Source organism: Methylomonas sp. MS20 (assembly GCF_050275925.1).
GTDB lineage: Bacteria > Pseudomonadota > Gammaproteobacteria > Methylococcales > Methylomonadaceae > Methylomonas > Methylomonas koyamae_A.
The window spans coordinates 999,601-1,023,978 of the sequence record NZ_CP189962.1; the positions used below are offsets into that span (position 1 = coordinate 999,601).

The 24,378-nt window shown below is 55.2% G+C and carries 23 protein-coding genes; 9 read left to right on the forward strand and 14 right to left on the reverse strand.

Annotation, left to right across the window (positions count from 1 at the left end; all coding sequences use genetic code 11):
- Nucleotide 1: 1 nt before the first annotated feature.
- Nucleotides 2–568 carry a hypothetical protein gene (locus ACQE3D_RS04455; protein WP_313728966.1) on the forward strand — a complete coding sequence of 189 codons (567 nt, stop codon included), beginning with the start codon at nucleotides 2–4 and terminating at the stop codon, nucleotides 566–568.
- Nucleotides 569–661: 93 nt separating this feature from the next.
- Here the strand turns inward: ACQE3D_RS04455 and ureC are convergent, their stop codons facing one another.
- From ureC to ureA, 3 genes are all read right to left on the reverse strand, one after another.
- Nucleotides 662–2,383, reverse strand: coding sequence for an urease subunit alpha (gene ureC / locus ACQE3D_RS04460; protein WP_313728965.1), 1,722 nt, complete (start codon nucleotides 2,381–2,383; stop codon nucleotides 662–664).
- Nucleotides 2,380–2,697 (reverse strand): urease subunit beta, encoded by a 318-nt coding sequence (locus ACQE3D_RS04465; protein ID WP_313728964.1) that lies wholly within the window; start codon nucleotides 2,695–2,697, stop codon nucleotides 2,380–2,382. The genes ureC and ACQE3D_RS04465 overlap by 4 nt, the downstream gene beginning before the upstream one ends.
- 129 nt (nucleotides 2,698–2,826) lie before the next feature.
- The gene (gene ureA, locus ACQE3D_RS04470; protein ID WP_020482653.1) at nucleotides 2,827–3,129 is read right to left on the reverse strand and encodes an urease subunit gamma; all 303 of its coding nucleotides are present in this window, start codon (nucleotides 3,127–3,129) and stop codon (nucleotides 2,827–2,829) included.
- A gap of 132 nt (nucleotides 3,130–3,261) precedes the next feature.
- Here ureA and ACQE3D_RS04475 point away from each other — a divergent pair, with 132 nt between their 5' ends.
- Together ACQE3D_RS04475 and ACQE3D_RS04480 are read left to right on the forward strand one after the other, a co-directional pair.
- Nucleotides 3,262–3,513 (forward strand): type II toxin-antitoxin system Phd/YefM family antitoxin, encoded by a 252-nt coding sequence (locus ACQE3D_RS04475; protein ID WP_064026876.1) that lies wholly within the window; start codon nucleotides 3,262–3,264, stop codon nucleotides 3,511–3,513.
- Nucleotides 3,510–3,770 (forward strand): Txe/YoeB family addiction module toxin, encoded by a 261-nt coding sequence (locus tag ACQE3D_RS04480; protein ID WP_313728963.1) that lies wholly within the window; start codon nucleotides 3,510–3,512, stop codon nucleotides 3,768–3,770. Before ACQE3D_RS04475 ends, ACQE3D_RS04480 begins: the two co-directional genes overlap by 4 nt.
- 328 nt (nucleotides 3,771–4,098) lie before the next feature.
- Here the strand turns inward: ACQE3D_RS04480 and ACQE3D_RS04485 are convergent, their stop codons facing one another.
- From ACQE3D_RS04485 to ACQE3D_RS04535, 11 genes are all read right to left on the reverse strand, one after another.
- Nucleotides 4,099–4,644, reverse strand: coding sequence for a hypothetical protein (locus ACQE3D_RS04485; protein WP_313728962.1), 546 nt, complete (start codon nucleotides 4,642–4,644; stop codon nucleotides 4,099–4,101).
- Between the two features lie 33 nt (nucleotides 4,645–4,677).
- Nucleotides 4,678–5,181, reverse strand: coding sequence for a hypothetical protein (locus ACQE3D_RS04490; RefSeq protein WP_313728961.1), 504 nt, complete (start codon nucleotides 5,179–5,181; stop codon nucleotides 4,678–4,680).
- 94 nt (nucleotides 5,182–5,275) lie between these two features.
- The gene (locus ACQE3D_RS04495; protein WP_313728960.1) at nucleotides 5,276–5,602 is read right to left on the reverse strand and encodes a hypothetical protein; all 327 of its coding nucleotides are present in this window, start codon (nucleotides 5,600–5,602) and stop codon (nucleotides 5,276–5,278) included.
- A 541-nt stretch (nucleotides 5,603–6,143) separates the two neighbouring features.
- Entirely contained in the window at nucleotides 6,144–6,989 is an 846-nt protein-coding gene (locus tag ACQE3D_RS04500) for an urease accessory protein UreD (protein WP_313728959.1), read from the reverse strand.
- A gap of 92 nt (nucleotides 6,990–7,081) precedes the next feature.
- On the reverse strand, nucleotides 7,082–7,393 hold the full coding sequence (locus ACQE3D_RS04505) for a GIY-YIG nuclease family protein (protein WP_313728958.1): 312 nt from the start codon (nucleotides 7,391–7,393) through the stop codon (nucleotides 7,082–7,084).
- Between the two features lie 257 nt (nucleotides 7,394–7,650).
- Nucleotides 7,651–8,424 carry an ABC transporter ATP-binding protein gene (locus ACQE3D_RS04510; RefSeq protein ID WP_313728957.1) on the reverse strand — a complete coding sequence of 258 codons (774 nt, stop codon included), beginning with the start codon at nucleotides 8,422–8,424 and terminating at the stop codon, nucleotides 7,651–7,653.
- Complete coding sequence (urtD, locus tag ACQE3D_RS04515; RefSeq protein ID WP_313728956.1) at nucleotides 8,424–9,233, reverse strand: urea ABC transporter ATP-binding protein UrtD; 810 nt, start codon at nucleotides 9,231–9,233, stop codon at nucleotides 8,424–8,426. Before urtD ends, ACQE3D_RS04510 begins: the two co-directional genes overlap by 1 nt.
- Complete coding sequence (gene urtC / locus ACQE3D_RS04520; RefSeq protein ID WP_313728955.1) at nucleotides 9,230–10,348, reverse strand: urea ABC transporter permease subunit UrtC; 1,119 nt, start codon at nucleotides 10,346–10,348, stop codon at nucleotides 9,230–9,232. The genes urtD and urtC overlap by 4 nt, the downstream gene beginning before the upstream one ends.
- Before the next feature lie 801 nt (nucleotides 10,349–11,149).
- Entirely contained in the window at nucleotides 11,150–12,727 is a 1,578-nt protein-coding gene (gene urtB, locus ACQE3D_RS04525; RefSeq protein WP_313729463.1) for an urea ABC transporter permease subunit UrtB, read from the reverse strand.
- Between the two features lie 321 nt (nucleotides 12,728–13,048).
- A complete protein-coding gene (gene urtA, locus ACQE3D_RS04530; protein ID WP_064026572.1) occupies nucleotides 13,049–14,347 on the reverse strand; it encodes an urea ABC transporter substrate-binding protein in 1,299 nt (432 codons plus the stop codon).
- A 280-nt stretch (nucleotides 14,348–14,627) separates the two neighbouring features.
- Nucleotides 14,628–15,878, reverse strand: a complete 1,251-nt coding sequence (locus tag ACQE3D_RS04535) for a hypothetical protein (protein WP_313728954.1) — start codon at nucleotides 15,876–15,878, stop codon at nucleotides 14,628–14,630.
- A gap of 239 nt (nucleotides 15,879–16,117) precedes the next feature.
- Between ACQE3D_RS04535 and ACQE3D_RS04540 the strand changes: the two genes are divergently transcribed.
- The 6 genes from ACQE3D_RS04540 (at nucleotide 16,118) to ACQE3D_RS04565 (ending at nucleotide 24,327) form a co-directional block, all read left to right on the forward strand.
- Nucleotides 16,118–16,900 (forward strand): hypothetical protein, encoded by a 783-nt coding sequence (locus ACQE3D_RS04540; RefSeq protein WP_313728953.1) that lies wholly within the window; start codon nucleotides 16,118–16,120, stop codon nucleotides 16,898–16,900.
- Nucleotides 16,901–17,106: 206 nt separating this feature from the next.
- Nucleotides 17,107–17,535 (forward strand): DUF29 domain-containing protein, encoded by a 429-nt coding sequence (locus tag ACQE3D_RS04545; protein WP_281022381.1) that lies wholly within the window; start codon nucleotides 17,107–17,109, stop codon nucleotides 17,533–17,535.
- A gap of 555 nt (nucleotides 17,536–18,090) precedes the next feature.
- Nucleotides 18,091–19,080, forward strand: coding sequence for a hypothetical protein (locus ACQE3D_RS04550; RefSeq protein WP_071155220.1), 990 nt, complete (start codon nucleotides 18,091–18,093; stop codon nucleotides 19,078–19,080).
- An 88-nt stretch (nucleotides 19,081–19,168) separates the two neighbouring features.
- Nucleotides 19,169–19,708, forward strand: a complete 540-nt coding sequence (locus ACQE3D_RS04555) for an REP-associated tyrosine transposase (RefSeq protein WP_313728952.1) — start codon at nucleotides 19,169–19,171, stop codon at nucleotides 19,706–19,708.
- A 315-nt stretch (nucleotides 19,709–20,023) separates the two neighbouring features.
- Nucleotides 20,024–23,401 carry a hybrid sensor histidine kinase/response regulator gene (locus ACQE3D_RS04560; RefSeq protein ID WP_427551411.1) on the forward strand — a complete coding sequence of 1,126 codons (3,378 nt, stop codon included), beginning with the start codon at nucleotides 20,024–20,026 and terminating at the stop codon, nucleotides 23,399–23,401.
- Entirely contained in the window at nucleotides 23,398–24,327 is a 930-nt protein-coding gene (locus ACQE3D_RS04565; RefSeq protein ID WP_313728950.1) for a response regulator transcription factor, read from the forward strand. Before ACQE3D_RS04560 ends, ACQE3D_RS04565 begins: the two co-directional genes overlap by 4 nt.
- Nucleotides 24,328–24,378: the final 51 nt, after the last annotated feature.

Here is a 24,378-nt window from a genome sequence, read left to right on the forward strand (position 1 = left end):
CATGAACAAATTTGTCTCAATACTGGGTGTGGCTAGCATTTTTGCGAGCGGATATTTTGCCGGTCAGCAATTTCCGGATCGCGGCGAGAGCCATCCGGCGGCACCGGAACATGCCGCTTCAGCTTCCGCGCCGGTTATCGCGGTCGGCGCGAACAGAAGGCTGGATATTCCGCCGGCAAATACCGCAATGTCTCAGGATACTCAATTACCCCCGCACGAGCGCCAACGGCTGGCGCCAGCCAATAGCTTGTCGCCCGAGGATGAGGCTGCGCGTAACGAAGCCAATGCCGAGATGATTGCGTCGATGCGAGCTAACCATTTACCGGATGAGCATATTGCTCAAATGGAACAGACTTTGAAAGAACAGGAATCTGCTGGTCCCGTTCAGCCCGAAGAACCGGTCGCGGAACGAACCGGCGCGGAATTGAGCGCAGAGTTACGGGCAAGCCTCAAGCAATCCGGTGTTCCGCCGGAAATCATCGAAGCGATGGCTCAGCAAGTGGAAGCCGACACCGTCAGCATCGACGAACCGGTTCCGCCCCATAAAGCCCCCAGACCGGGTTCCTAAGCCAACGGCTGGCGAGTTTTCTTCCGCCATCCCTTTCTTGTTGTGGCTGGCCGATACCGGGCCGGACACGGGATAGGGATGGCTAAACCGTCCTCAAAACAAGAAATACCGCTGCGCCATCGGCAACACCACCGCCGGTTCGCAAATCAACAACTCTCCATCCGCCCGCACCTGATAAGTCTGCGGACAAACCTCCATCACCGGCTGATAGTCGTTCAATTTCAAATCGGCCTTGCCGATGGTTCGGGTGTTTTTCACCGCACCCACCCGTTTTTGTAGTCCCAATTGCTCCGCCAAACCCGATGCCACTGCCGCTTGAGGCAAAAAGATCATCGAATTGTTGGCGGCGGTGCGGCCGAAGCTGCCGAACATCGGCCGGTAATGCACCGGTTGCGGGGTGGGTATCGAGGCGTTGGCATCGCCCATCGGCGCGGCGGCGATTAGGCCGCCTTTGATGATCAGGCTGGGTTTGACGCCAAAAAACGCCGGTTGCCACAATACCAGATCGGCCAATTTGCCGGCTTCGATGGAACCCACTTCGTGGCTGATACCGTGGCTGATGGCAGGATTGATGGTGTATTTGGCGATGTAGCGCTTGATGCGGAAATTGTCGGCCCCCTCACCCTTAGGGAGAGGGGTTAGGGGTGAGGGTAAATGCCCACGCTGCACCTTCATCTTATGCGCAGTCTGCCAGGTACGAATGATCACTTCGCCGACCCGACCCATGGCTTGCGAATCCGACGAGATCATCGAAAATGCGCCCAAGTCGTGCAGAATGTCCTCGGCGGCGATGGTTTCGCGGCGGATGCGCGATTCGGCGAAAGCCACGTCTTCCGGGATGCTGGGGTCGAGGTGGTGGCAAACCATCAGCATGTCCAGGTGTTCGTCTACGGTGTTGACCGTGTAGGGCCGGGTGGGATTGGTCGACGACGGCAGCACATTGTTCAGACCGCAGGCTTTGATGATGTCCGGGGCGTGACCGCCGCCGGCGCCTTCGGTATGGTAAGTGTGGATGGTACGGCCCTTGAAGGCGGCGAAAGTGTCTTCCACAAACCCGGATTCGTTCAAGGTATCGGTGTGAATTGCCACCTGCACGTCGTAATCGTCGGCCACACCTAGGCAGCAGTCTATCGCCGCCGGGGTGGTGCCCCAATCTTCGTGCAGTTTCAGGCCCATCGCTCCGGCTTTGATTTGTTCTTCCAATGCACCGGGCAGGCTGGCGTTGCCCTTGCCCAGTAAACCAAAGTTCATCGGCAAACCGTCCAGCGCGGTCAGCATTTGTTGCAGATGCCAGGGGCCCGGCGTGCAGGTGGTGGCGTTAGTGCCGGTGGCCGGACCGGTGCCGCCGCCGATCATCGTCGTTACGCCGGAGCACAGCGCTTCTTCGATCTGTTGCGGGCAGATGAAATGGATGTGGGCGTCAATGCCGCCTGCTGTGAGAATCTGGCCTTCGCCCGCGATGACTTCGGTGCCGGGGCCGACGATGATGTCCACACCGGGTTGAATGTCCGGATTACCGGCTTTGCCGATCTTGAAAATGCGACCGTCCTTAACGCCGACATCGGCTTTGACGATGCCCCAATAATCGATGATCAAGGCGTTGGTAATCACCAAATCCACTGCCTGATCGTTGCCCAACTGGCTTTGGCCCATGCCGTCGCGGATCACTTTGCCGCCGCCGAATTTCACCTCGTCGCCGTAGACGGTGTAATCGGCTTCTACTTCCAGAATCAAATCGGTGTCGGCCAGCCGCAAGCGGTCGCCGGTGGTGGGGCCGAACATGTCGGCGTAAGCCGCTCTCGAAATCTTGCTCATGCGGTTTTCTCCAATGCGCCCATCACCTCGCCTCTAAAGCCATACACTTCGCGCTTGCCGGCAAAAGCCACCAATTGCACCTCGCGCTGCTGGCCCGGCTCAAACCGCACCGCAGTGCCGGCCGGAATATCCAGACGAAAACCCAAGGCCACGCTGCGGTCGAAATGCAAGGCTGGGTTGGTTTCATAAAAATGATAATGCGAGCCGACCTGAATTGGCCGGTCGCCGCTGTTGGCAACCAAGACTTTAACGGTGGCGCGGCCGGCGTTGAGTTCGATGTCGCCAGCGGCTGGGAAGATTTCTCCGGGGATCATTTTGGGCTCCTTTTATTCATTTTTTCCGCGTGGGCACGATAAATCGTGTCCACCCTACATGTTGGATTTTCTTTGCTTTCTGACGAATTGTCGTAGGGTGGGCACGTGCTTTTTGTGCCCACGCGATGATTAAACAATCGGCTCATGCACCGTCACCAGTTTGGTGCCGTCGGGAAACGTCGCTTCCACCTGCACCTCGGTCAACATCTCGGCGATGCCGTCCATCACGTCGTCGATGCTCAACAGCGTGCGACCATAAGCCATCAACTCGGCCACGGTCTGGCCGTCGCGGGCGCCTTCCATGATCGCGGCGGAGATATACGCCACGGCTTCCGGGTAGTTAAGTTTCAAGCCTCTGGCTTTGCGGCGCTCGGCGAGGAGGGCGGCAGTGAAGAGGAGGAGTTTGTCTTTTTCTCTTGGGGTTAATTGCATGGCGGTATTGTCAGCTAAATAGTAATGTTTGGAATGTGAGTAAGTTATATCGCGGTTAAATGTTTCCCAGCTTGCATAGGCCTATCTTCCGAGTTATTGTGCCGTACAGTTTTTCGTACAACAGGAGCATTAATGGACGCCATCAGTTACAGCGCCGCTCGCGCCAATTTAGCCAAAACCATGGACAAGGTTTGCGCCGACCATGCCCCCATCATCATCACCCGCAAAAGCGAATCCCCGGTGGTGATGCTGTCTTTGGAAGACTACCAAGCCATGGAGGAAACCGCCTATTTATTACGCTCGCCAGCCAACGCCCGCCGCTTGCTGGAATCCATCGCCGAGCTGGAATCCGGCCAAGGCACGGAGCATGAGTTGATCGAGTGAAAATCACTTTTTCCGCCGATGCCTGGGATAGCTATCTGTACTGGCAAACCACCGACAAGGCCATTCTTAAACGCATCAACCAATTGATCAAGGAAATCCAGCGCCAGCTGTTCGAAGGCATCGGCAAACCGGAACCACTGAAACACGGTTTGTCCGGCTATTGGTCGCGGCGGATAAACGACGAGCATCGAATCGTTTATAAGGTTACCGGGGATACTTTGTTGATTGCGCAGTTGCGGTATCACTATGAGTATTGATGTTGGTTGTTTATGTTGTGTCGCTGGCGCGATGGTTGTTTTTAATGTCGGGTCTCGGCCCGACAGCCGAGGTACTTTTCTTTGGACGGCCAAAGAAAAGTACCCAAAAGAAAGGCCGCCCCATGCCGCGTTGATCCTGCGCTCCGAAGGGTTTGAACGGGGTTTTCGGAAGGGCTATCCCTAGCCCTCCGAAAACGAGCGGCATCCCTGCCGCTCCCCTGCGGGCTGATCCGTCCAAACCCTCCGGTGCTCGGCGCGGCATCAGGGGAGACAACCGCCCCGGAATCACGAGTTACGGAATAGGTCGATATTGTAAAAAATGACAAAATCAGTAACGACATGGGTCCATATAAGGCCCATAAGTGGCATTCGGATCCCAAGAGCATGCTTGGTAATCAATCGAGCCCCCTTCTTCAAAAACGGATGCTACGGAGCGACATTGTCCGGGTGAAAGGTCACCTTGCATCCAAGCCCCACCATTAATTCGCCAGCGAACCGATATTTTGTTGTTGCATATATTAGAAATGTTGCGTTTGCCACCATTGCATTTAAAGCTTTCCGGTACAACTTCAACGCAGGCTGTCGCGTCTTTAGAATTGTATTTTTGATTTGATGATGGTTTTTCAATATCACCTTCATTGGATATTTCGTTATTGTTCGGCGATTGAACAGAAATATTAGAACCTTCCTTTGCGTGTTGCTCATTTAATATTTTGGCATAGATTGGTTCAATTTCCTCCCCACGTGCATCTTGAAATCCTTTGCTATTCATGCAATTGATAAACGTTGGAGTATTCATTTGGGCACTTTCTCCATGCTTAGCAATAATACTGCTTAACACGCAAGCTTTTTCCTGTTTGATTCCTGATTTCATTAACAGGCTCAGTCTTAATAGGATCAGGTTGTTTTAGGTTTTCTTGTATTTTAGATTCGGAGGCGTTGACGCTGGACTTACTCTGACCATCCGAGATACATTCCAACCATTTAATTTTTTCTCGGTATTTTGATTAATCGCGTCACAATTAAAGTCGGCAGTGGTGATGCAAGGAGGAGAATTGTTAGCTCGTTCCTTAATGTAACCAATTTCTTTTTTTATATCTGTAGTGGTTCCAGAGCCAGAACCGTCGCCATTAAACCAATCAGTTTGCCCGGCTACTTTCCCGTAACCAACCGTTCCCTTTGAATAGGTACGAGTATATGTTTGCCCATTACGTCCCCTGATGGTTACTGGGTTCTCATTTATTAACTCATAACCACTTAACCTAATAACGCCAGAACCGTTATCGCGATCATCATCTTGGACGATAACTTCTCGACCGCATTTAGATGCCGCATTACTTTGCCCTGCTTTAGCACTTGGCTGTAAAAACACAAAAACTAATATAGGTATTGATAGAAAAAATTTAAACATATCATTGACCTGAATTAAGCTAGCTTGAAAAAGGCGCATTTTTAAAAATCATTCTTTACGAAAGATGCACCACTAACATCCGAGCATCCTAAATTTACTGTTTTATTGAACAAGCAAGATATATTACGCCAATGATAAATAATATATGTTGTAGAAATGCTGCCACATACAGAGGTGCCGGAAACCATTCAAACAGAATCATTTGATGTATATTTGAGTCATCTTCAGACCTTTGTAATATTGAAGGTAAAGCGCCTAATATAAAAGTTGCAATAACTATAGAAATAATAAAACACGTTAATGTCAAATCATTTAGGGTTTTACCTTGCAACCCAAATAGACCAAGAACTCCAGTCTGTACTGTCACTAACCAAGTACTCCAGTCTTTTAAAAGTTTTATCGCTTCAAGTTGATTCTTCATTACTTTTGTCCCATAAAAAGTTAATATATTGGAGCCGTAGGATGCGCCGAACGGAGTGAGGCGCATCGGTCGCGATCAATGCGCTTCCTATTTTCGGTAGCATCCTACAATAGACCTTGAAACCTAAATTACAAATTTATCCAACAACCATTTTTCACGAGAGGGGGGGTTAATCCCCTGATGCCGCGCCGAGCACCGGAGGGTTTGGACGGATCAGCCCGCAGGGGAGCGGCAGGGATGCCGCTCGTTTTCGGAGGGCTAGGGATAGCCCTTCCGAAAACCCCGTTCAAACCCTTCGGAGCGCAGGATATAAGCGGCATGGGGTGGCCTTTTCTTTGGATACTTTCTTTTGGCCAAACAAAAGAAAGTATCTCGGCTGTCGGGCCGAGACCCGACATTAAAAACAACCGTCGCGCTAGCGACACCAAATCCCAACTCGAAGCCATCCATGGCTTCTGGATTCCGGCAATCCATGCCGGAATGACGCGTTCAGTAAGACCGCTGTAAACCGATACGACGACACCAGACAAAACAAACATGCTTACGTCGCCCAAATCCTCGGCGCACAAACGGCCTTACCAACAACATCCCCCCTCACCAAGCCCCAAACTTCTTCAAAAAACCCCTTCAACAAATCAGCCCTAAGATCCAAGCCTCGACAAATCAACAAACCCTCTATCAAAGTCACCCCGCGATTAGCCTCATCCCCAATCAACTCCTGCACCGCCGCTAACTGCGAAGCCGTAGCCGGATAAACAAACATCGTCCCGCAAGCCGAATGCCCAAACAAACCCCAGCGGGCCTTAAAGGCTTCCGCATCCAGATGCAAGCGTTCCATGTAAACCATGCGCCCGGCACGACTGATGCGCCAGCTTAAAGTGGCTGCCCCGTTATCGAAGCCTTCACCAGCAGCCGGGCGGCCCAAGGCTAATATTTCCCAGCCGATGAAGCGGGCGTGTTCGGCCAAATCGATATTCATGCTGGAATTTAAGCGCGCACCTTCGTAAACGATGGTTTCCTGCGGTAGCCATTCCAGGCTGGCGCCGTCGGCGACGCTGAGATTGACGTTTTGCCGCGCTTCGCCGCCGCCGCTACGATAAAACTTGCCGGCGGCTGGGGTGGTGATTAGTGCTTGCGCATCGGGTTCGACAGTGGCTGTAATGCTTAATTGATCGCCGGCCACCACGCCACCGGGCGGGTGTAGCAAGTACACATGGCAGACGCCGCCTTCGGGGTAGAAGGGGCGCTGCACGGTCAACGGGCCACGGTGGGCGCGGTTGACCAGGGCGGTTTTGGATCCACGTGGGGCGAAACCTAAAGTGAGTTCGGCTTCCCAGTGGCTGAACGATTGACTACAAAACTGTTTCTCCGCGAGCTCGTTACTCATTTGAATCTGTTAGTTGTTCAGGGTTCGAAACCTTATTTTGCGTGCCCTTCGACAAGCTCAGGACGACCGGTAATTAGAGGCGGGTAACAAAGTCAATCCGTTCGTCCTGAGCTTGTCGAAGGATGAACGGATTGACTTTTCACAAGCCGGCTAACTTCAGCCCAATCACCTCTCATCATGGCTTCTTTCTTTTTCCGACTCCAGCCCTTGATTTGCCGTTCCGCCGATAGCGCTTCTTCTCGCGTGCTGGTTGCCTGAGACCAAATGCACTCTACCGGAGGACGCGGTAAAGTGTAGCCACCGCATTCGCCAGCTTGATGTTGGGCTATTCGTTTTTCGAGATTATCGGTATGGCCGGTGTAATAGCTGCCGTCGGCGCAGCGAAGGATATAAACCCAGAACATTCTGCTTCCTTATCCTTGTTTGAGGTGTTGTAGGTCGCTGTTACGCCAATCAATTCCGCCGGGAAATAATCGCTACTCGCCAAACCGTTCGTGCTTCGACAAGGCTCTCCTGAGCGCCGCCGAAGGACTCAGCACGAACGGTTTGGCGCAGAGATGCACGGATTTTCCCGCCCATCCTTCGACGGGGCTCAGGACGAACGGGAAAATCCTAGCATGCAAACGGAAAAGTCGATTTTCGCCCCTAGAAAATCAAAATACTACACCGTCAAATACCGCTTCACCATGTCGTCCGCCAATTCGTTCATCGCCCCCACCGCCACATTCCGCCCCCGGTCCATGATGCAAAACTGATTGGCGACCTTGCGAGCAAACGGCAGTTTTTGTTCGACCAGCAATACCGTTACGCCCAGTTCTTTATGGATGCGGTCGATGGCTTGGTGGATTTCGCCGGTTTCCGGTTTTGGGGCCGGTGTCACTACACCGCGCGATTTATTCAGACGAATGATCACGTCGCCGATTTCGCTGACGATGTTGGGCTGAATGCCTTCGGTCGGTTCATCCAAGATCAGTAGGCGCGGATTCAGTACCAGCGCCCGGCCGATGGCCAATTGCTGCTGCTGGCCGCCGGACAGGTCGCCGCCCCGGCGTTTGAGCATTTGTTTTAGTACCGGAAAAATCTCGAAAATGCTGTCCGGCACTTTTTTGATACCGTGTTTGTTGGCGGCGCGCAGCCCGGTTTTCAGGTTTTCTTCCACCGTCAACAACGGAAAGATTTCCCGGCCTTGCGGCACATAACCGATGCCCAGTTCGGCGCGGGATTCGGCTTTGGCTTTGGCCAGTTCGACGCCGTCGAATTGAATGCTGCCCTCGGCCACCGGCAACAAGCCCATGATGGCTTTCAGTAGCGTGGTTTTGCCGACGCCGTTGCGGCCCATCAGGCAGACGCAGGCGCCGGCCGGCACGCTCAAATCCAGGTCCCACAAGGTGTGGCTGGCGCCGTAGTATTGTTGCAATGCGCTAATCGTTAACATCATCCCCCCAGGTAAACTTGGATCACGCGCGGGTCGTTTTGCACTTCATCCATCGTGCCTTCGGTCAGTACCGAGCCTTCGTGCAGCACCGTAACTTTACGGGCGATGCTGCGGACGAATTCCATATCGTGCTCGACCACCACGATGGAATGCTTGCCTTGCAAGGACAGCAATAACTCGGCGGTGCGTTCGACTTCCTGATGGGTCATGCCGGCGATGGGTTCGTCGACCAGCATCACTTTCGGGTCCTGCATCAGCAGCATGCCGATTTCCAGCCATTGCTTCTGACCGTGCGACAGCGCGCCGGCCAGTTGCCGTTGTTGAGCGGGCAGGGCGATGGTTTGCAATACATCCTGGATGCGGTCGCGTTGCTCGCTGTTGAGTTTATGAAATAAAGTCGGCCAAGTGCGCTTGTCGGTCCGTAAGGCCAGTTCCAGATTTTCGAACACGGTCAAGGCGTCGAACACACTAGGTTTTTGAAACTTGCGGCAGATGCCGGCCTGGGCGATGGCCGGTTCGTCCAGTTCCAGCAAATCGATGGTCTGGCCGAAGAATACCGAGCCGCTGTCGGGTTTGGTTTTGCCGGTGATGACGTCCATCAAGGTGGTCTTGCCGGCACCATTGGGGCCGATCAGGCAGCGCAGTTCGCCGTCGTCGATGTACAGCGATAAATGGTTCAGCGCCCGGAAGCCGTCGAAGCTGACACTGACGTCTTCCATGTACAGAATCGGGCCGTGGCGGGCGTCGATTTCCCCGACCAGCGGTAGGCTGGCGCCGCCTTCGGTGGTAGTTGCAGCCGAGATCATCATGCCGGTTGTCCTCCGGTAGCGTTAAGAGTGGGTTTGGGTTTACTGCGACGGCGCAGCAGGCCGACGATGCCGTCGGGCATTAATAAGGTGACCAGGATGAAGGCACCGCCCAGGCAAAACAGCCAGGCGTCCGGCATCAGGCCGGTCAATACGGTTTTGGCGTAGTTGACCAGCACCGCGCCGATGATCGCGCCGTATAAAGTGCCGCGCCCGCCGACCGCCACCCAGATGACGATCTCCAGCGAGTTGAGTGGTGAGAATTCGCTGGGGTTGATGATGCCGACCTGAGGTACGTAAAGCGCGCCGGCCAAGCCGGCCAGCATCGCCGCGAACACGAATACCCATAGTTTGAACAATTCCACCCGGTAACCGAGAAAACGCACCCGCGATTCTTGGTCGCGAACCGCCGTGACCACCCGGCCGAGTTTGCTATTCACAATCCAGCGGCACAGCAACAAGGCGCCAATCAGACTCAGGCCGGTCATTAGTAACAACACCGAGCGGACTGCTTCGGATTGGATGTTGAAACCCAGGATGTCTTTGAAATCGGTGAGGCCGTTATTGCCGCCGAAACCCATTTCGTTGCGGAAGAACGCCAGCAGTAACGCGTAGGTCAGGGCCTGGGTGATGATGGATAAGTAGACGCCGGTGACCCTTGAGCGAAACGCCAGCCAGCCGAATACGAAAGCCAGCAGTCCCGGCGCGAGCAATACCATCAACATCGCAAAGCCGAAATTATCGAAGCCGTGCCAATACCAGGGCAGCTCAGTCCAGTTCAGGAACACCATGAAGTCTGGTAATTCCGCGTTGCCGTAAACACCGCGGGTACCGATCTGCCGCATCAGATACATGCCCATCGCGTAGCCGCCCAACGCAAAGAATGCGCCCTGGCCCAGGACCAGAATCCCGGCGTAGCCCCAGACCATATCCAGTGATAAGCCGAGCAGGGCGAAGGTTAGGTATTTGCCGATTAGAGAGACTGAATAGGCTGAGAAGTGCAAGGCCGAATCTTCGGGGAAGATTAGGTTGCAGAGGGGGATCAAGAGGGTGACGCTTGCTAGGGCGATTAGCACTGAAGAGTAGGTTTTGTCTTGGGTCAGTTTAGCGATATTCATTTTTGACTTCCGTCTGTTTTAAAGTGTCGCTGTTGCGACGGCTTTTTTGAAGTCGGGTCTCGGCCCGACGGCCGAGGTACTTTCTTTTGCTTGGCCTCGGCAATTGCTCCTGCATTGCTCTACCTCCTGCATCCATGCAGTCGAAAAGAAAGTACCCAAAGAAAAAGGCACCCCATGCCGCTTTGATCCTGCGCGCCTACGGATTTGGCGAGGGTTTTCGGAAGGGCTGTCCTAGCCCTCCGAAAACGAGCGGCATCCGTGCCGCTCCCCTGCGGGCAACTTCTCGCCAAACCCTCCGGTGCTCGGCGCGGCATCAGGGGAGAAAACCGTCCCGGAAGTTAACGTTGCGTAGGGTGGGCAACTTTGCCCACAGTTGGCGGTTGGTTCCGCGTGGGCACTCAACCGTGCCCACCCTACGACTGAGCAAATGCGAAGCACATCGGTCGCGAGCGATGCGCCTCCTGTCGTCGGCACATCCTATAAATTCTTACCATCGTCAAACTATCCATCCACTTTAAATCCGCGACGGGTTTAATCCCCGCTCAAACCCGCAGGAGCGCAGGATACAAGCGGCATGGGGCGGCCTTTCTTTTGGATACTTTTCTTTCGACTGCATGGATGCAGGAGGTAGAGCAATGCAGGAGCAATTGCCGAGGCCAAGCAAAGAAAAGTATCGCGGTTGCCGGTCCGCGAACCGGCATTTAAAAAGCCGTCGCGATAGCGACACCAAACATTCCAGTCCCAGCCGCCGCGCCAAGTCAGGGTTCCCACGCAGCGCGTGGGAACCAGTAAGCTAAAACCTCACGATTCCGCCGCCCTCCCTTTCTGCGGAAACAACCCCCTCGGCTTCTTCTGAATAAACAAAATAATGAACACCAACACTAAAATCTTCGCCAACACCGCCCCGGCATAAGGCTCCAACACCTTATTGGCAATCCCTAGCGAAAACCCAGCGACTAAGGTACCGAACAAATTCCCCACGCCGCCGAACACCACCACCATGAACGAATCGACGATGTAGGCCTGACCCAGATTCGGCCCGACGTTGGTGATTTGGCTCAAGGCCACCCCGGCCACCCCGGCAATTCCGGAACCCAAACCAAAGGTCATCGCATCGACCCGCGAGGTGGGAATACCCATCGCTCTGGCCATGCCGCGATTTTGCGCGACGGCGCGGACTTCCAGGCCCAGCTTGGTGCGCTTCAAGATTTGCAGCAGCGCGGTAAACACCAGCAGGCAGAAAATCAGGATGTAAAAGCGGTTCCAGGTCAGCGACAGAAAGTCGTTGATCTGCCAGGAGCCGCTCATCCACTCCGGCGTGGAGACGCTACGGTTTAGCGGCGAGAAGATAGAGCGCACGGCTTGTTGCAGGAACAGGCTGACGCCGAAGGTGGCCAGCAGGGTTTCCAGCGGCCGGCCGTACAGGAAGCGGATGATGCCGCGTTCAATCGCTATACCTACTAGCGCGGCCACCAAAAAGGCCATCGGTATCGACAAAATCAACGCGGTACCCAGATTGTTCGGCAGCAGTTGCTGCATCACGTAAGTGGTGTAAGCGCCCAGCATCATCAGTTCGCCGTGGGCCATGTTGATCACGCCCATCACGCCAAAGGTAATGGCCAGGCCGATCGCGGCCAACACCAGCACTGCGCCCAGGCTCAGGCCGAAGAATACGGTTTCGACGACCGCGTAGGTTTGCAAGCGGTTGTGGATGCTGACCAGCGCGGCTTCGGCCAGATTGCGAATGTCGCTGTCGGGTTCGATGAAATTGCCGTCGGCGTCTTTCTCGGTCAGGGCTTGCAGGCGGTTGGCGGCGTCCTGGCTGGTACGGTCCTTCAAGGTGCCGATGGCGGCGATGCGCTTGGCCTTGTCGTCGCTGTCGATGTCTCGGAGCAGCAGAATTTCTTCGATCGCGGCGCGGACCTTGGGCGCGCTTTCTTGTTCCAGGCGGCCGCGCAGCAAGTCCAGGCCCTTGTCGTCGATCTCTTTTGCCATCGCCTTGACCGCCGCCAAGCGGGCGTCGGCATCGGCCACGTTCAACTGTAACTGGCCGATGGCCTTGCGCAAGCTGCCGCGCAGTTTGTTGGTGACGTTGATTTTGCCGACCGCCGCGCGGTCCACTTCCGCGAGTGCCGCGCCGCTGGCCGCGTCGGTCAATTGATAGCCGGCCGCCGATTCCACGCCGATCACCAGTTTGCTCTCGGCTTTTAAGTCGAACAATTTGCCGTCCAGTAAGGCTTGCAGCGCCGGCAAGGCGCGGCCGTCGGCGGCCAGGGTTTCGATCGCGGCTTCGCGCTCGGCCATGCTGCCGACGCGCAATTGCTCCAGATATTGGCTAAAGGCGTCCGGTTCTTGCGCCTGTACGGAAACCGCGAACATAAAAAGTAGGGTACGCACCGCGTACCAGGCGGTCACTCGAAAACCGGAACGCAAGCTACGCAATGCGTAACCCACACACGAAAAAATCGCTTTGATAACGCCGCTCGGCTTGGCCCCGGCCCACAGAGGAGTACGAACTGAACACAGGGATAGGGAAAGAGCAACGGCAAAGGCGCGGCCGAGCGGCGTTATTAAAGCGGTTTGCGAACAATGAACAGACATGGCGATTCCTTCGAGGTGGGTTGCGCCGGCTTCCGTGCCGGCGCAACCCTTGGCTAAGCGTGAGGCGGATCTGATCGAGGACCCGCCGGGTTCATCCGATCAGTATTTTTGACCTGAACATTTCTTGGTTTTGGTGTTGTAGTTGCCGCAGCTGATCGGCGCGGTCCAGTCGGCGATGATCGGTTTGCTGTCCGGCAAGAAGTCGGACCAAGCGTCGCCGTCGACGACTTTATTGGTTTGCCAGACCGTGACGAACTGGCCGTCTTCCTGAATCTCGCCGATCAGCACCGGTTTGCTGATATGGTGGTTGGGCAGCATTTTCGCCACGCCGCCGCTCAGGTTGGGGAACTCGACGCCGATCAGGGCTTTTTGTACCGCTTCGGGATCGGTGGTGCCGGCTTTCTCAACCGCTTTCACCCACATGTTGAAACCGATGTAATGCGCTTCCATTGGATCGTTGGTGACCCGTTTCGGGTTTTTGATGTAGTCCTTCCATTGTTGGATGAAGGCCGCGTTTTTGGTGGTATCGACGCTCATGAAGTAGTTCCAGGCCGCCAAATGGCCGACCAGCGGTTTGGTATCCATGCCGGACAATTCTTCCTCGCCGACCGAGAAGGCGACGACCGGAATGTCCTCGGCTTTGATGCCTTGGTTGCCCAGCTCTTTATAGAAAGGTACGTTGGCGTCGCCGTTGATCGTGGAAACCACGGCGGTTTTCTTACCGGCCGAGCCGAATTTTTTGATGTCGGCGACGATGCTTTGCCAGTCGGAATGGCCGAACGGCGTGTAGTTGATCATGATGTCCTTATCCTTGACGCCTTTGGCTTTCAGATAGGCTTCCAGGATTTTGTTGGTAGTACGCGGATAAACGTAGTCGGTACCGGCCAAGACCCAGCGTTGCACTTTCAGGTCGTTCATCAGGTAGTCGACCGCCGGAATCGCTTGTTGGTTGGGCGCGGCGCCGGTGTAGAACACGTTTTTCGACGACTCTTCGCCTTCGTATTGCACCGGGTAGAACAGGATGCCGTTCAATTCCTCAATGACCGGCAACACCGATTTACGCGACACCGAGGTCCAGCAACCGAAGATTGCCGCCACTTTGTCCTTGGTCAGTAATTCGCGGGCTTTTTCGGCGAACAGCGGCCAGTTGGACGCCGGGTCTACGACGACCGCTTCCAGTTTCTTGCCGAGCAAACCGCCTTTCTTGTTTTGCTCGTCGATCAGCATCAGCATGGTGTCTTTCAGCGTGGTTTCGGAAATCGCCATCGTCCCTGATAGCGAATGCAGCACGCCGACCTTGATAGTGTCTTCGGCGCGGGCCGGCGAGGCGCCGAGCAGCGCGGCGGACAGAGCCGCGACGGTCGCCAGTTTGTGGAAGGAATTGCTCAGTAGTTTCATCGTTTAAGTCCTATGTCGGGAAGAAATCGTCGGTGATGTGTCACCGGTCTTGTAGGGCAACGCCGTTAAGTTAAGCCGTTCGTGGTGAGCTGGTCGAACCAAGAACGGCTTAACCATTCGCCCTTCGGCAAGCTCAGGACGAACGGTCATCCGGAACTTAACGGCATTGTCTTGTAGGGTGGGCATCCAATGCCCGCGCGTGAAGGCTCCGCGTGGGCACCTATTCGGTGCCCACCCTACGGTTTGTCGCGTTGGCGTAAATTTGCGTACCCCAGCGTCATTAAATTTGCCATTGGAAGCCGACCATCACCTGGCTGGCGTTTTCGCCGCTGGCGGTGGATTTGTAGTTCAAGCCCTTGGTCAGCAAGTCACCGTATTGATAGGCGGCGAAAATTTTGGCGTTGTGGCCGTCGATGATGTAGTTGACGCCGCCTTCGTAAACTTCGCGGTTGGGGCTGTTGTCCGGCGATACATTGACGTAACGCAAATATGGCTGGAATTGGCCGATGCCGATCTTTTGCGGGAACAGATACATGCCGCTGATATCGTAGGCGTTGCCTTCGAACATCGAGAACTGGGCCGGCGCGCCGTCCGAGCCTTCCGCATCCCGGATCGCTTGGCTGTAAGGTCCGGAAATGCCGTAGTTTTTGTACTCGCCGTTTAAAGTGACCACGCCGCCGCCAGGCAACACTTTTTCCATCAACACGTCGGCGGTGGTGCCGCGGAAACTGCCGGGCGAACTTAGTGTGCCGGCGCCGTCTTCTTGATATTGGTTGGATACTCCGACGGTCAGAATGTCGCCGCCCTTGCCGTAATAAGTGCCCGAGGTGTAGTAGCCGGGATTTTTCTCGACGTCCCAGAAGTTGTAGGCGAAGCGCTGAGCGTACAGAATGTTGTCGTCGACGTTGGCGCCGCCGCGCAAGCCGCGGAAAAAACCGGCCGCGTATTGGAAACGGCCATCGAACACGGCGCCCCAGAAGGTGGCACCGTCGTCGCGGCCGAATGAGCCGGCCGAGGTGCCGTCTGATTTGATGGTCAGGTTGTAGTCCGACGGTTCGAACGGCGTGCCGGCGGAGAAGATGTTGTACACCGCGCTGTAGAACGGACCGTTCATCTCGCGGCGTTCGGCGGGAACCAGCATCCGGCCCACCCACAAGTTGGCGTAGGGCGTGACTTCGAATTTGCCGATGGCGTCCAGCACCCGCACTTCGCCGCCGTTGCCGCAAGTTTGACAGTCGGTGTTGAATTCGACTTTCAGATATTTATGAATCTGGCCGTTGATGTACAAACGGATGTTGTCCAGATTGAAATCGTTGCTCCATTTGTCGGCGTTCGCGCCGACCGAGCCTTCCTGGGCGCGGAAGCTGGTCCGCAAACCGGCGCCGACGCTGACCCATTTGGTGTCGTCGATTTTAAACGTCGCTCCGGCCAGCGCATCCGGCGCTTGGCTCAGGCCGAGGGCGCTTAGCGCCACGCTACCGAGCATCTTGGCGGCCCGGCGACTGTGTTTGGGTGGATTGATGCCTGTCATTACATTCCCCTGGTTTGGATTGAAAACTGCCGGGATTGGCGGTCCGGCGTTCGAAGACTTCGGGGAGATTTTTGAATTTTGTCGCTACCCGCCACAATCGGGTAAATGACTCATCAGTTATTTGACGTATGGCTGTAAAAGAACGGCTTCCCGTAGAGTAAGCCCCCAAGAACCGAGGGAAATTTATGAATTCGACACTAGAAATTGGGCCTGAACGGCCGGCCGGTAATTCGTTGGTCATGAAATATACGAGCGGCTTCAGCCGCGATCGATATATGGATTCGGCTCGAAAACCGCTAATGTACCGGATGGCCGGTTTGGCGCTGGCCGCCGCCGCATGGTTGGCTCCGCCGACGCCCGCGCTCGCAGCCGACGCCGTCAAACCCTTGCAAGCCGTGGCGTTTAGCGTGGCCGACGACAATCTGCGCCAGTTCGGCTTTGCATTGGAATCGGCGGCATTGGCCGACCGGGTCAGGGACAATCTGGCCGAATGGGAATTTCCGTTGCCGGTCCAGGGACCGTTCAGCCACAGTTTGCAAGCCAAGCTGGGCAAGGTCGCCCACCGCGAAACCCCGGTCGGTTTCTCGTTTTCGTCCGGTAACTCCGACCCGCGCGCGACCGACTTCCAGAAAGCCGACGTGTTGCCGATCACTTGCATTTTGCGCGATGCCGGCAATCAGGCGGTGTTGATCGAACGCGAATCCACCTTCAGCGCCCATGCCTTCGGCAAGGATGTCGCGCAAAGTTACGTGACCGACAAATTGGTCGATCAAATCAGCACCGCCTGTCTGGACGTGCTGGAACACGCGCCGTTGCCGAAAACCGAAGGCCGAGTGAAGACCGCGTTGTTCAAACCCAAGTGGATGCCGGACGTGCGGGTGGAGGTGAGAGAAGGTCAGGGCACGGTTGACGCGAATGGCGTGGCGCAACCGGCGGCTGTGGGCGACGAGCCGAAGAAGGAGGTGATTATCCACAACCAAGGCAATCCGGTGATTTTTACGTTTGGGCATGAGAGGAAGTAACGCTTGTCTTGCTCGCAGGGATGCGGGACGTCCAAAACACCGTCGAGCGTTAGACTCGGTCATTGCCGGCCGAGCCGTTCGCTAAGGGGCCATGTACTGAGCAGAGCCGGTCGCTGAGCGGATCCGAAGCGTTAAGCCCGAGCTGCGAACGGTCGCCGATTACGATCAGTTATAATCCGGACCGTCAGACAGGATGAGAATTAGCCATGAGTACCTACGAAACCGACTTCTACCGTTGGACCCACGAACAGGCCGCGGCAATCCGAGCGGGGCGTTTCAACGAATTGGATCTACAAAACATCGCCGAGGAGTTGGAAAGCATGGGCCGAAGCGAAAAACGGGCATTGGATAGCCGCTTGACGGTTTTATTGGCGCATTTGCTGAAGTGGCGGCATCAACCGGCACGGCGCGGTAAAAGCTGGCAACTGACGATTAAGGGGCAACGTCTCGCGGTGGCCGACGTGCTCGACGATAATCCGGGGCTTACCGCTAAATTGCCGGAAATCCTGACCCATGCCTATCGGCGAGCCGTTATCGACGCGTCCAGCGAAACCGGACTTGACGAGGAATTGTTTGCCGCCGATTGCCCGTGGACCTTCGATCAAATTGTCGATGCCGGGTTTTTTCCGGAGTGAATTGTCGCGGCGCGGCGTTGGTTTTGTTGTAAGGGTTTTGATGGTTTTGATGGTTTTGATGGTTTTGATGATTTGTGTCGCTGGCGCGACGGGTTTGATTTGAAGTCGGGTCTCGGCCCGACAGCCGAGATACTTTCGCTACGAAAACCATCCATGGTTTTCGCCCTGCGGGCCAGCCTATCGGCTGTTCAAATTCGTTCCGGACGAATTTGTGCTTGGCCAAAAGAAAGTATCCAAAGAAAAGGCCACCCCATACCGCTTATATCCTGCGCTCCTGCGGGTTTGAGCGGGGTTTTTGGAAGGGCTATCCATAGCCCTCCAAAAACGCGCGGCATCCCTGCCGCGCCCCTGTCGGGCACCACCGCTCAAACCCTCCGGTGCTCGGCGCGGCATCAGGGGATTAACCCCGTCGCGAGATGAAAGGTCGGCGGGTAGTTTTGCAAATTTGGATAAATGGTTCTGATGTAGGATGTCACAGAAATGGGAGGCGAAAGAATCCCAAACAACGCCCGTCTCGCTCAGTTTATTCTCTGGACCTAACAAATTATATTTTTTATGAAAAAACCGGCCGCTATTAATTGGGTTGTATCGCTTTTGTATCGGGTGGCTTTATTGCTTTGGGGGCCCACTATAAAAAGCTACATCAATTGTCAGTTTAAGCATTTTTTGTCGGAATATTATAGGCACTCGCAGAAAGAATGTTTATCTGATTATATTCAAACAATTATAAGTTCCTATAAAGAAGGCATCATTGTTCTAGGTTGGAGTGATGTTTGTGCCTTAAGAGTCGCTATTATTGATAAATTAAATGTTAGTGAACTAAAAATTGAGGAGAAACATTTAAAGCTGAGATTTAAGTCAATAGCTGATGATGATCAATATCATGCGTACGAGGAGTTTGTTAATAGCTCTGATGCCTCGGATGAAGTCTTTTTGCGCAGTCAAGTTGTTTATTTAGCAAATCGCTTGTATTGGGCCTATGCGCTTGCCACTAAAGGTCATGAGATTCGATCTTGCGTTAGCGTTGTAGTGTCAATCATATTTATTTTGTTGCTTTTTTTTATGTTTGCATATTCTCATGTTTATGCGGCACCTGAAAAACATGATCTTCTAGTTTCTGTTGCGTGCTTTGGCGCGTTTGGCGCATTTATTAGTTTCCATAGAAGGATGTCTCGTCTAAAAATCCATAGTGAAACTTTTTTATCATTTCTTCAGCTACGAAGTGGCTATTTTGATGGGGTATCTGCACTTTTTTCAGGAGCTTTATTTGCATTATTGGTATTGATATTGTGGGAGTCCGGTGTTTTAAGTTATATTTTGCATGGTGTTTTTAGTAAGGAGCTATTAGGGGTTATTTTGCCTGAAAAAACGCCATATGAATTAGGTTGTCCCACGAATATACCAAGTTTGTTTCTATGTATGAGCACCAATAGTTCACAAGATTTTGCAAAGCTACTCGCTATTTCTTTTTTGGCTGGGTTTGCTGAGAAATTGATTCCTGATGCTATTGATGGAATTGTTGACAGAGCAAAGCCTAAACAATAGTTCTAGTAACGTAGGGTGGGCACACGCTTTTTGTGCCCACGCGGAAACGCCAAAACCCTGATTTAACCGCCGAAATTTAACAACCGAAATGTCCCGTTACCGCCGCTCGCAAAATTCCGGAGCAACGTATTTTTTCACGGTGGTGACGTATCGGCGGCAGGCGATTTTATGTGATGAAACGGTGCGGGAGGCTTTGCGGAGAGCGATTGCAAGCACTCGCGCCAAACGGCCGTTTACCATTGATGCCTGGGTGTTGTTACCGGATCATTTGCATGCCATTTGGACCTTGCCGGCTGATGATGCGGACTTTGCAACCCGTTGGAGCGTGATCAAACGGCAGGTGAGCGTGGTTTGTGGCGAAGCATATCGGCGGGCCGAATGGATTAATGCGTCGAAACAAAAACATCGGGAATCGACCTTATGGCAACGCAGGTTTTGGGAACATCAAATTCGTGATGACACCGATTTTGCCCGACATATGGATTACGTTCATTTTAATCCGGTGAAACACGGCTATTGCCGACGAGTCAGCGAATGGCCTTATTCGACGTTTCATCGGTATGTTAAGGAAGGCGTTTATCCGATGGATTGGGGAGATGGCGTTGATATCGTCGTTGCGGGGGAATGAAGGTTTGTCCGCGTGGGCATATAAACTGTGCCCACCCTACGAAATCGGGATGGTTTTTATCCCCTGATGCCGCGCCGAGCACCGGAGGGTTTGGCGAGAAGTTGCCCGCAGGGGCGCGGCAGGGATGCCGCGCGTTTTCGGAGGGCTAGGACAGCCCTTCCGAAAACCCTCGACAAACCCGCAGGCGCGCAGGATTAAAGCGGCATGGGGCCGCCTTTCTTTTGGATACTTTTCTTTGGCGGAGCAAAGAAAAGTATCGCGGCTGTCGGTCCGCGAACCAGCATTAAATCACCCGTCGCGTCAGCGACACAACATATGAAAGCCATCCACCAAAACATCACCAAAATCCGCCGCGACTACAACCTGCTGGTCGCCAACGAAACCCTGGAAGATTACGCGCTCCGCTACGCCCCGCGCAGCTTCCGCAAGTGGTCGGAGTTCGAAGTCGCCAATACCGCCTTCGGCTCGACCTCGTTTCTGGTGCTGGAAGCGATCGGCGGGTTTTTGTCGATCAACTACGGCTTCACCAATGCCTTTTGGGCCATCATCGCGGTCGGCGCGGTGATCTTCATCACCTCATTGCCGATCAGCTATTACGCGGCCCGCTTTCATATCGACATCGATTTGCTGACCCGCGCCGCCGGCTTTGGCTACATCGGTTCGACGGTGACCTCGCTGATTTATGCTTCGTTCACCTTCACGCTGTTTGCGTTGGAGGCCTCGATCATGTCGCTGGCGCTGGAGCTGTATTTTCAGATACCGCTGGCCTATGCCCACGTGATCAGCGCGCTGATCGTGATTCCGCTGGTGACCTTCGGGATTACCACGATCAGCCGGATGCAGTTGTGGACCCAACCGGTGTGGCTGGCCTTGCTGATCGCGCCGTATATCGCGGTGGCGCGGACCGAGCCGGAAGCGTTGATGACGTTGGAGACCTATTTTTGGATCGCCGGCAGCGGCCAGGGCTTCGATTGGCTGCTGTTCGGCAGCGCGGCGACGGTGGCCTGTTCGATGGTGGCGCAGATCGGCGAACAGGTGGATTTTCTGCGCTTCTTGCCGGACAAGACCGCCGAGAACAAATGGCGCTGGTGGGCGGCGATGCTGAGCGCCGGGCCGGGCTGGGTGGTATTCGGCGTGCTCAGGCAGTTGCTTGGCGCCTTGCTGGCCCATTTGGCGATACGCCACGGCATCGCCCCGGAACATGCCCACGAGCCGACCCAGATGTATCTGGTAGCGTACAACGAACTGTTCGAAGATCCGCGCTGGGCCTTGGCCGCGACGGCCTTGTTCGTGGTGTTGAGCCAAATCAAGATCAACGTTACCAATGCCTATGCCGGGTCGCTGGCCTGGTCCAATTTCTTCTCGCGGCTGACTCACAGCCATCCCGGCCGGGTGGTGTGGTTGTTGTTTAACGTGATGATCGCGCTGCTGTTGATGGAATTCGGCGTGTTTGGCGCGCTGGAAAAGGTGCTGGGGCTGTTTTCGAATATGTCGATCGCCTGGATCAGCACGGTCGCGGCCGAGTTGATGATTAACAAGCCGCTGGGCTTAAGTCCCAAGGAAGTCGAGTTCAAGCGGGCCTATTTGTCCGACCTGAATCCGATCGGCATGGTGGCGACCTTCGTCGCGTCGGTGGTGTCGATACTGGCTTACGTCGGTTTGTTCGGCGAATGGCCCAAAGCCTTTTCGGCGTTCATCGCGCTGGGCCTCGCGTTCGCGCTGGCGCCGTTGCTGGCGTGGTGGAGCAAGGGCCAACATTATCTGGCGCGCGATCGCGACGAACACAACCGCTACGCCCGCAACACTTGTTCGATTTGCGAGAATGAGTTCGAACACGACGACGTGGCCTATTGTCCGGCCTACGCCGGCAGCATTTGTTCGTTGTGCTGCACGTTGGACGCGCGCTGTTTGGACGCCTGCAAGGTCGGCTATCGCTTCGACGATTATTTGGAACGCCTCGCCAAACGCGGCTTGCCGAATTTTTTGAGTCTGTACGTGCGCCTGCGGCTGTTGCGCTTCGGTTTGTTGTTTGTGTTTCTGTCAGTGTTGACCGGGATTTTCGTCAGCATCATTTACTACCAGGATTTGTTGAGCATTCGCCAGGATTGGCCGGCCTTCCAGTTATTGCTGAACAATTTCCTGAAAATATACGCCTCGTTGCTGGTGTTCATCGGCCTATGCACTTGGTGGCTGATCTTGAATGCCGAAAGCCGCAAGGTGGCGCAAGAGGAAACCGCCAAGCAGACCCAGCTGTTGTTGCAGGAAATCGAGGAGCATCAGAAAACCGACTTGAAATTGCAACAAGCGCTGAAAATGGCCGACGCCGCCAATCAGGCCAAGAGCCGTTTTCTGAGCAGCATGAGTCATGAAATCCGCTCGCCGCTGAACAGCATTATCGGCTACGCCCATATTTTGAACCAAGACCCCAGCATTCCGGAGCACCGGCGCCAGGCCGTCGATACCGTCAAGCGGAGCGGCGAGCATTTATGCGCATTGATCGAGGACATTCTGGATATCGCCCGGATCGAGGCGCGCAAATTCGATCTGAAGCAGGAAGCCTTTAACTTTCCGTTGTTCATCGAGCACTTGGTGCATACCTACCAGGCACAGGCCGAGGACAAGGGCTTGCGCTTCGTTTGCCAGATCGGCAACACCCTGCCGCAGCGAGTGCGCGGCGACGAAAAGCGGGTGGGGCAGATATTGATCAACTTGCTCGGCAACGCGGTCAAGTTTACCGACAGCGGCGAAATCGTGCTGCGGATAGGCTATAGCGGCGGCGTCGTCAATTTTCAGGTCATCGATACCGGCGCCGGCATAGCGGATGAGCAAATGCAAAATATCTTCCAGCCCTTTACCCGGCTCAATCAGCCGACCGGCAACGCGGTGGCCGGCAGCGGCTTGGGTTTGACGATCAGCAAGATCTTGACCGAAGTGATGGGCGGCGAAATAACGGTGAAAAGCCGACTCGGCGAGGGCTCGACCTTCAGCGTGCGCCTGCTGTTGCCGAGTTTGAACGTCGATGCCGAGCCGGAACCGCGCGCGGACATCGTCGGCTATCACGGCGTCCGCCGCAAGATTTTGGCGGTGGACGATCAGCGCGAGCATCGCGATTTGCTGCGGGCTTTGTTGGAGCCCTTGGGCTTCGAGGTTTGCGAAGCGGATTCGGGCGAGGAATGCCTGGTTCGGGTAGCCGAGCAATGTCCCGATCTGGTGATGCTGGACATTTCGATGACCGGTATCGACGGCATCGAAACCGCGATCCGGCTGCGCGAGCAGGGTTGGGCGATGCCGATCATCGTGCTGAGTGCCAATGCCTATCCCAGCGATCGTTTGGCGGCGCTGAATGCCGGTTGTAACGACTTTCTGGCCAAGCCGGTCCGGGTGGGCGATTTGATGGACAAATTGAAATTGTATTTGGCGCTGAGCTGGCTGTACCGCGACGAGGTCGCGGCGGTCGAACCGGGCGTTCGGGCGGCGTTGGCGGTGCCGCCGGAACCTCTGTTGCAGGGCTGTGTCGATTGCGTAAGGATCGGCGATCTGCTGGCCCTGAAAAAACAATTGGACGAACTGGCCGCGGCGCATCCGGACTATGCCGGCTATTTTGCCAAACTGAAAACACTGGCCGGCGAATTCCGGGTCGGCGAACTACGCAAATTGTTGAACATGAACCCGAAAACGCAGGAGGCACGATGAACGGCACCTATGGCAGTAGTGGCACGGTCTTGATCGTCGACGATACGCCGGGCAATCTGGCTCTGTTGTCCGATACCTTGTCGGAAGCCAATTACCGGGTCTTGGTCGCCACCGACGGTTGCTCGGCGATCGAACAAATTCAATACGTCAAACCCGACATCATTTTGTTGGATGTGATGATGCCCGGCATCGACGGCTTCGAAACCTGTAGCCGGCTGAAAGCCGATCCGGCCACCGCAGCGATTCCGGTGTTGTTCATGACCGGCCTTAGCGAGCTCGATCATTTGTTGCGCGGTTTCGGCGAAGGCGCGCTGGATTACATCGTCAAACCGATTCGGCCGGCCGAAGTGCTGGCGCGCATCGAAGTGCATCTGACTCAAACCCGCAATCTGCTGCGGGCCGAAGGAGTGCTGGACGACGGCGAATTCGCCGCGCTGGCGGTCGATGCCGGCGGCCGGATCGTCTGGTTAACGACGGCCGCCGCCGCCTGGCTGGCGGATTTTAAGCGCGGGCAGGGCGAGGCGGGGGCGTGCGGACTCGGCGACGCGTTGCCGGGCCGCTTGTTGGCCTGGTTCGCCAACTGGCGCGGCGACGGCGGCAAGGTGCCGGACGAGGAAAGCTTTGGCGCGGCGGTTGGCTTCAGCGTTGAGATCGGCGTTTGCCACCACCCGGACGAATATTTGTTGCTGCTCAGGCGCGAGGACGACGGCGCCTGGAATCCGGAACAATTGCGCGAGCGCTTGAAATTGACCTTCCGCGAAGCCGAAATTCTGATGTGGATTGCTCGCGGCAAAACCAACAAGGAAATCGGCATCATCCTCGGCAGCAGCCCGCGCACAATCAACAAGCATCTGGAACACATCTTCGAAAAGCTCGGCGTCTCGACCCGCGCGGCGGCGGTGGCGGCGGCGTTGCAGAGCGGTTGAGCCATAAAAAAAGCCCGCGGCCGGATCGGCGGCGGGCTCTTCGGCGCGGGT

What these genes read in the sequence shown, in the direction of transcription:
- ACQE3D_RS04485 (WP_313728962.1), bottom strand. Translation starts at nt 4,644, where the DNA reads ATGAAATCAGGAATCAAACAGGAAAAAGCTTGCGTGTTAAGCAGTATT.
- urtC (WP_313728955.1), bottom strand. Translation starts at nt 10,348, where the DNA reads ATGAATATCGCTAAACTGACCCAAGACAAAACCTACTCTTCAGTGCTA.
- ACQE3D_RS04565 (WP_313728950.1), top strand. Translation starts at nt 23,398, where the DNA reads ATGAACGGCACCTATGGCAGTAGTGGCACGGTCTTGATCGTCGACGAT.
- urtA (WP_064026572.1), bottom strand. Translation starts at nt 14,347, where the DNA reads ATGAAACTACTGAGCAATTCCTTCCACAAACTGGCGACCGTCGCGGCT.
- urtD (WP_313728956.1), bottom strand. Translation starts at nt 9,233, where the DNA reads ATGATGATCTCGGCTGCAACTACCACCGAAGGCGGCGCCAGCCTACCG.
- ACQE3D_RS04560 (WP_427551411.1), top strand. Translation starts at nt 20,024, where the DNA reads ATGAAAGCCATCCACCAAAACATCACCAAAATCCGCCGCGACTACAAC.
- ACQE3D_RS04550 (WP_071155220.1), top strand. Translation starts at nt 18,091, where the DNA reads ATGAAAAAACCGGCCGCTATTAATTGGGTTGTATCGCTTTTGTATCGG.
- ACQE3D_RS04500 (WP_313728959.1), bottom strand. Translation starts at nt 6,989, where the DNA reads ATGAGTAACGAGCTCGCGGAGAAACAGTTTTGTAGTCAATCGTTCAGC.
- ACQE3D_RS04495 (WP_313728960.1), bottom strand. Translation starts at nt 5,602, where the DNA reads ATGAAGAATCAACTTGAAGCGATAAAACTTTTAAAAGACTGGAGTACT.
- ACQE3D_RS04465 (WP_313728964.1), bottom strand. Translation starts at nt 2,697, where the DNA reads ATGATCCCCGGAGAAATCTTCCCAGCCGCTGGCGACATCGAACTCAAC.
- ACQE3D_RS04510 (WP_313728957.1), bottom strand. Translation starts at nt 8,424, where the DNA reads ATGTTAACGATTAGCGCATTGCAACAATACTACGGCGCCAGCCACACC.
- ureA (WP_020482653.1), bottom strand. Translation starts at nt 3,129, where the DNA reads ATGCAATTAACCCCAAGAGAAAAAGACAAACTCCTCCTCTTCACTGCC.
- ACQE3D_RS04455 (WP_313728966.1), top strand. Translation starts at nt 2, where the DNA reads ATGAACAAATTTGTCTCAATACTGGGTGTGGCTAGCATTTTTGCGAGC.
- urtB (WP_313729463.1), bottom strand. Translation starts at nt 12,727, where the DNA reads ATGTTCGCGGTTTCCGTACAGGCGCAAGAACCGGACGCCTTTAGCCAA.
- ACQE3D_RS04475 (WP_064026876.1), top strand. Translation starts at nt 3,262, where the DNA reads ATGGACGCCATCAGTTACAGCGCCGCTCGCGCCAATTTAGCCAAAACC.
- ACQE3D_RS04545 (WP_281022381.1), top strand. Translation starts at nt 17,107, where the DNA reads ATGAGTACCTACGAAACCGACTTCTACCGTTGGACCCACGAACAGGCC.
- ACQE3D_RS04555 (WP_313728952.1), top strand. Translation starts at nt 19,169, where the DNA reads ATGTCCCGTTACCGCCGCTCGCAAAATTCCGGAGCAACGTATTTTTTC.
- ureC (WP_313728965.1), bottom strand. Translation starts at nt 2,383, where the DNA reads ATGAGCAAGATTTCGAGAGCGGCTTACGCCGACATGTTCGGCCCCACC.
- ACQE3D_RS04505 (WP_313728958.1), bottom strand. Translation starts at nt 7,393, where the DNA reads ATGTTCTGGGTTTATATCCTTCGCTGCGCCGACGGCAGCTATTACACC.
- ACQE3D_RS04490 (WP_313728961.1), bottom strand. Translation starts at nt 5,181, where the DNA reads ATGTTTAAATTTTTTCTATCAATACCTATATTAGTTTTTGTGTTTTTA.
- ACQE3D_RS04540 (WP_313728953.1), top strand. Translation starts at nt 16,118, where the DNA reads ATGAAATATACGAGCGGCTTCAGCCGCGATCGATATATGGATTCGGCT.
- ACQE3D_RS04535 (WP_313728954.1), bottom strand. Translation starts at nt 15,878, where the DNA reads ATGACAGGCATCAATCCACCCAAACACAGTCGCCGGGCCGCCAAGATG.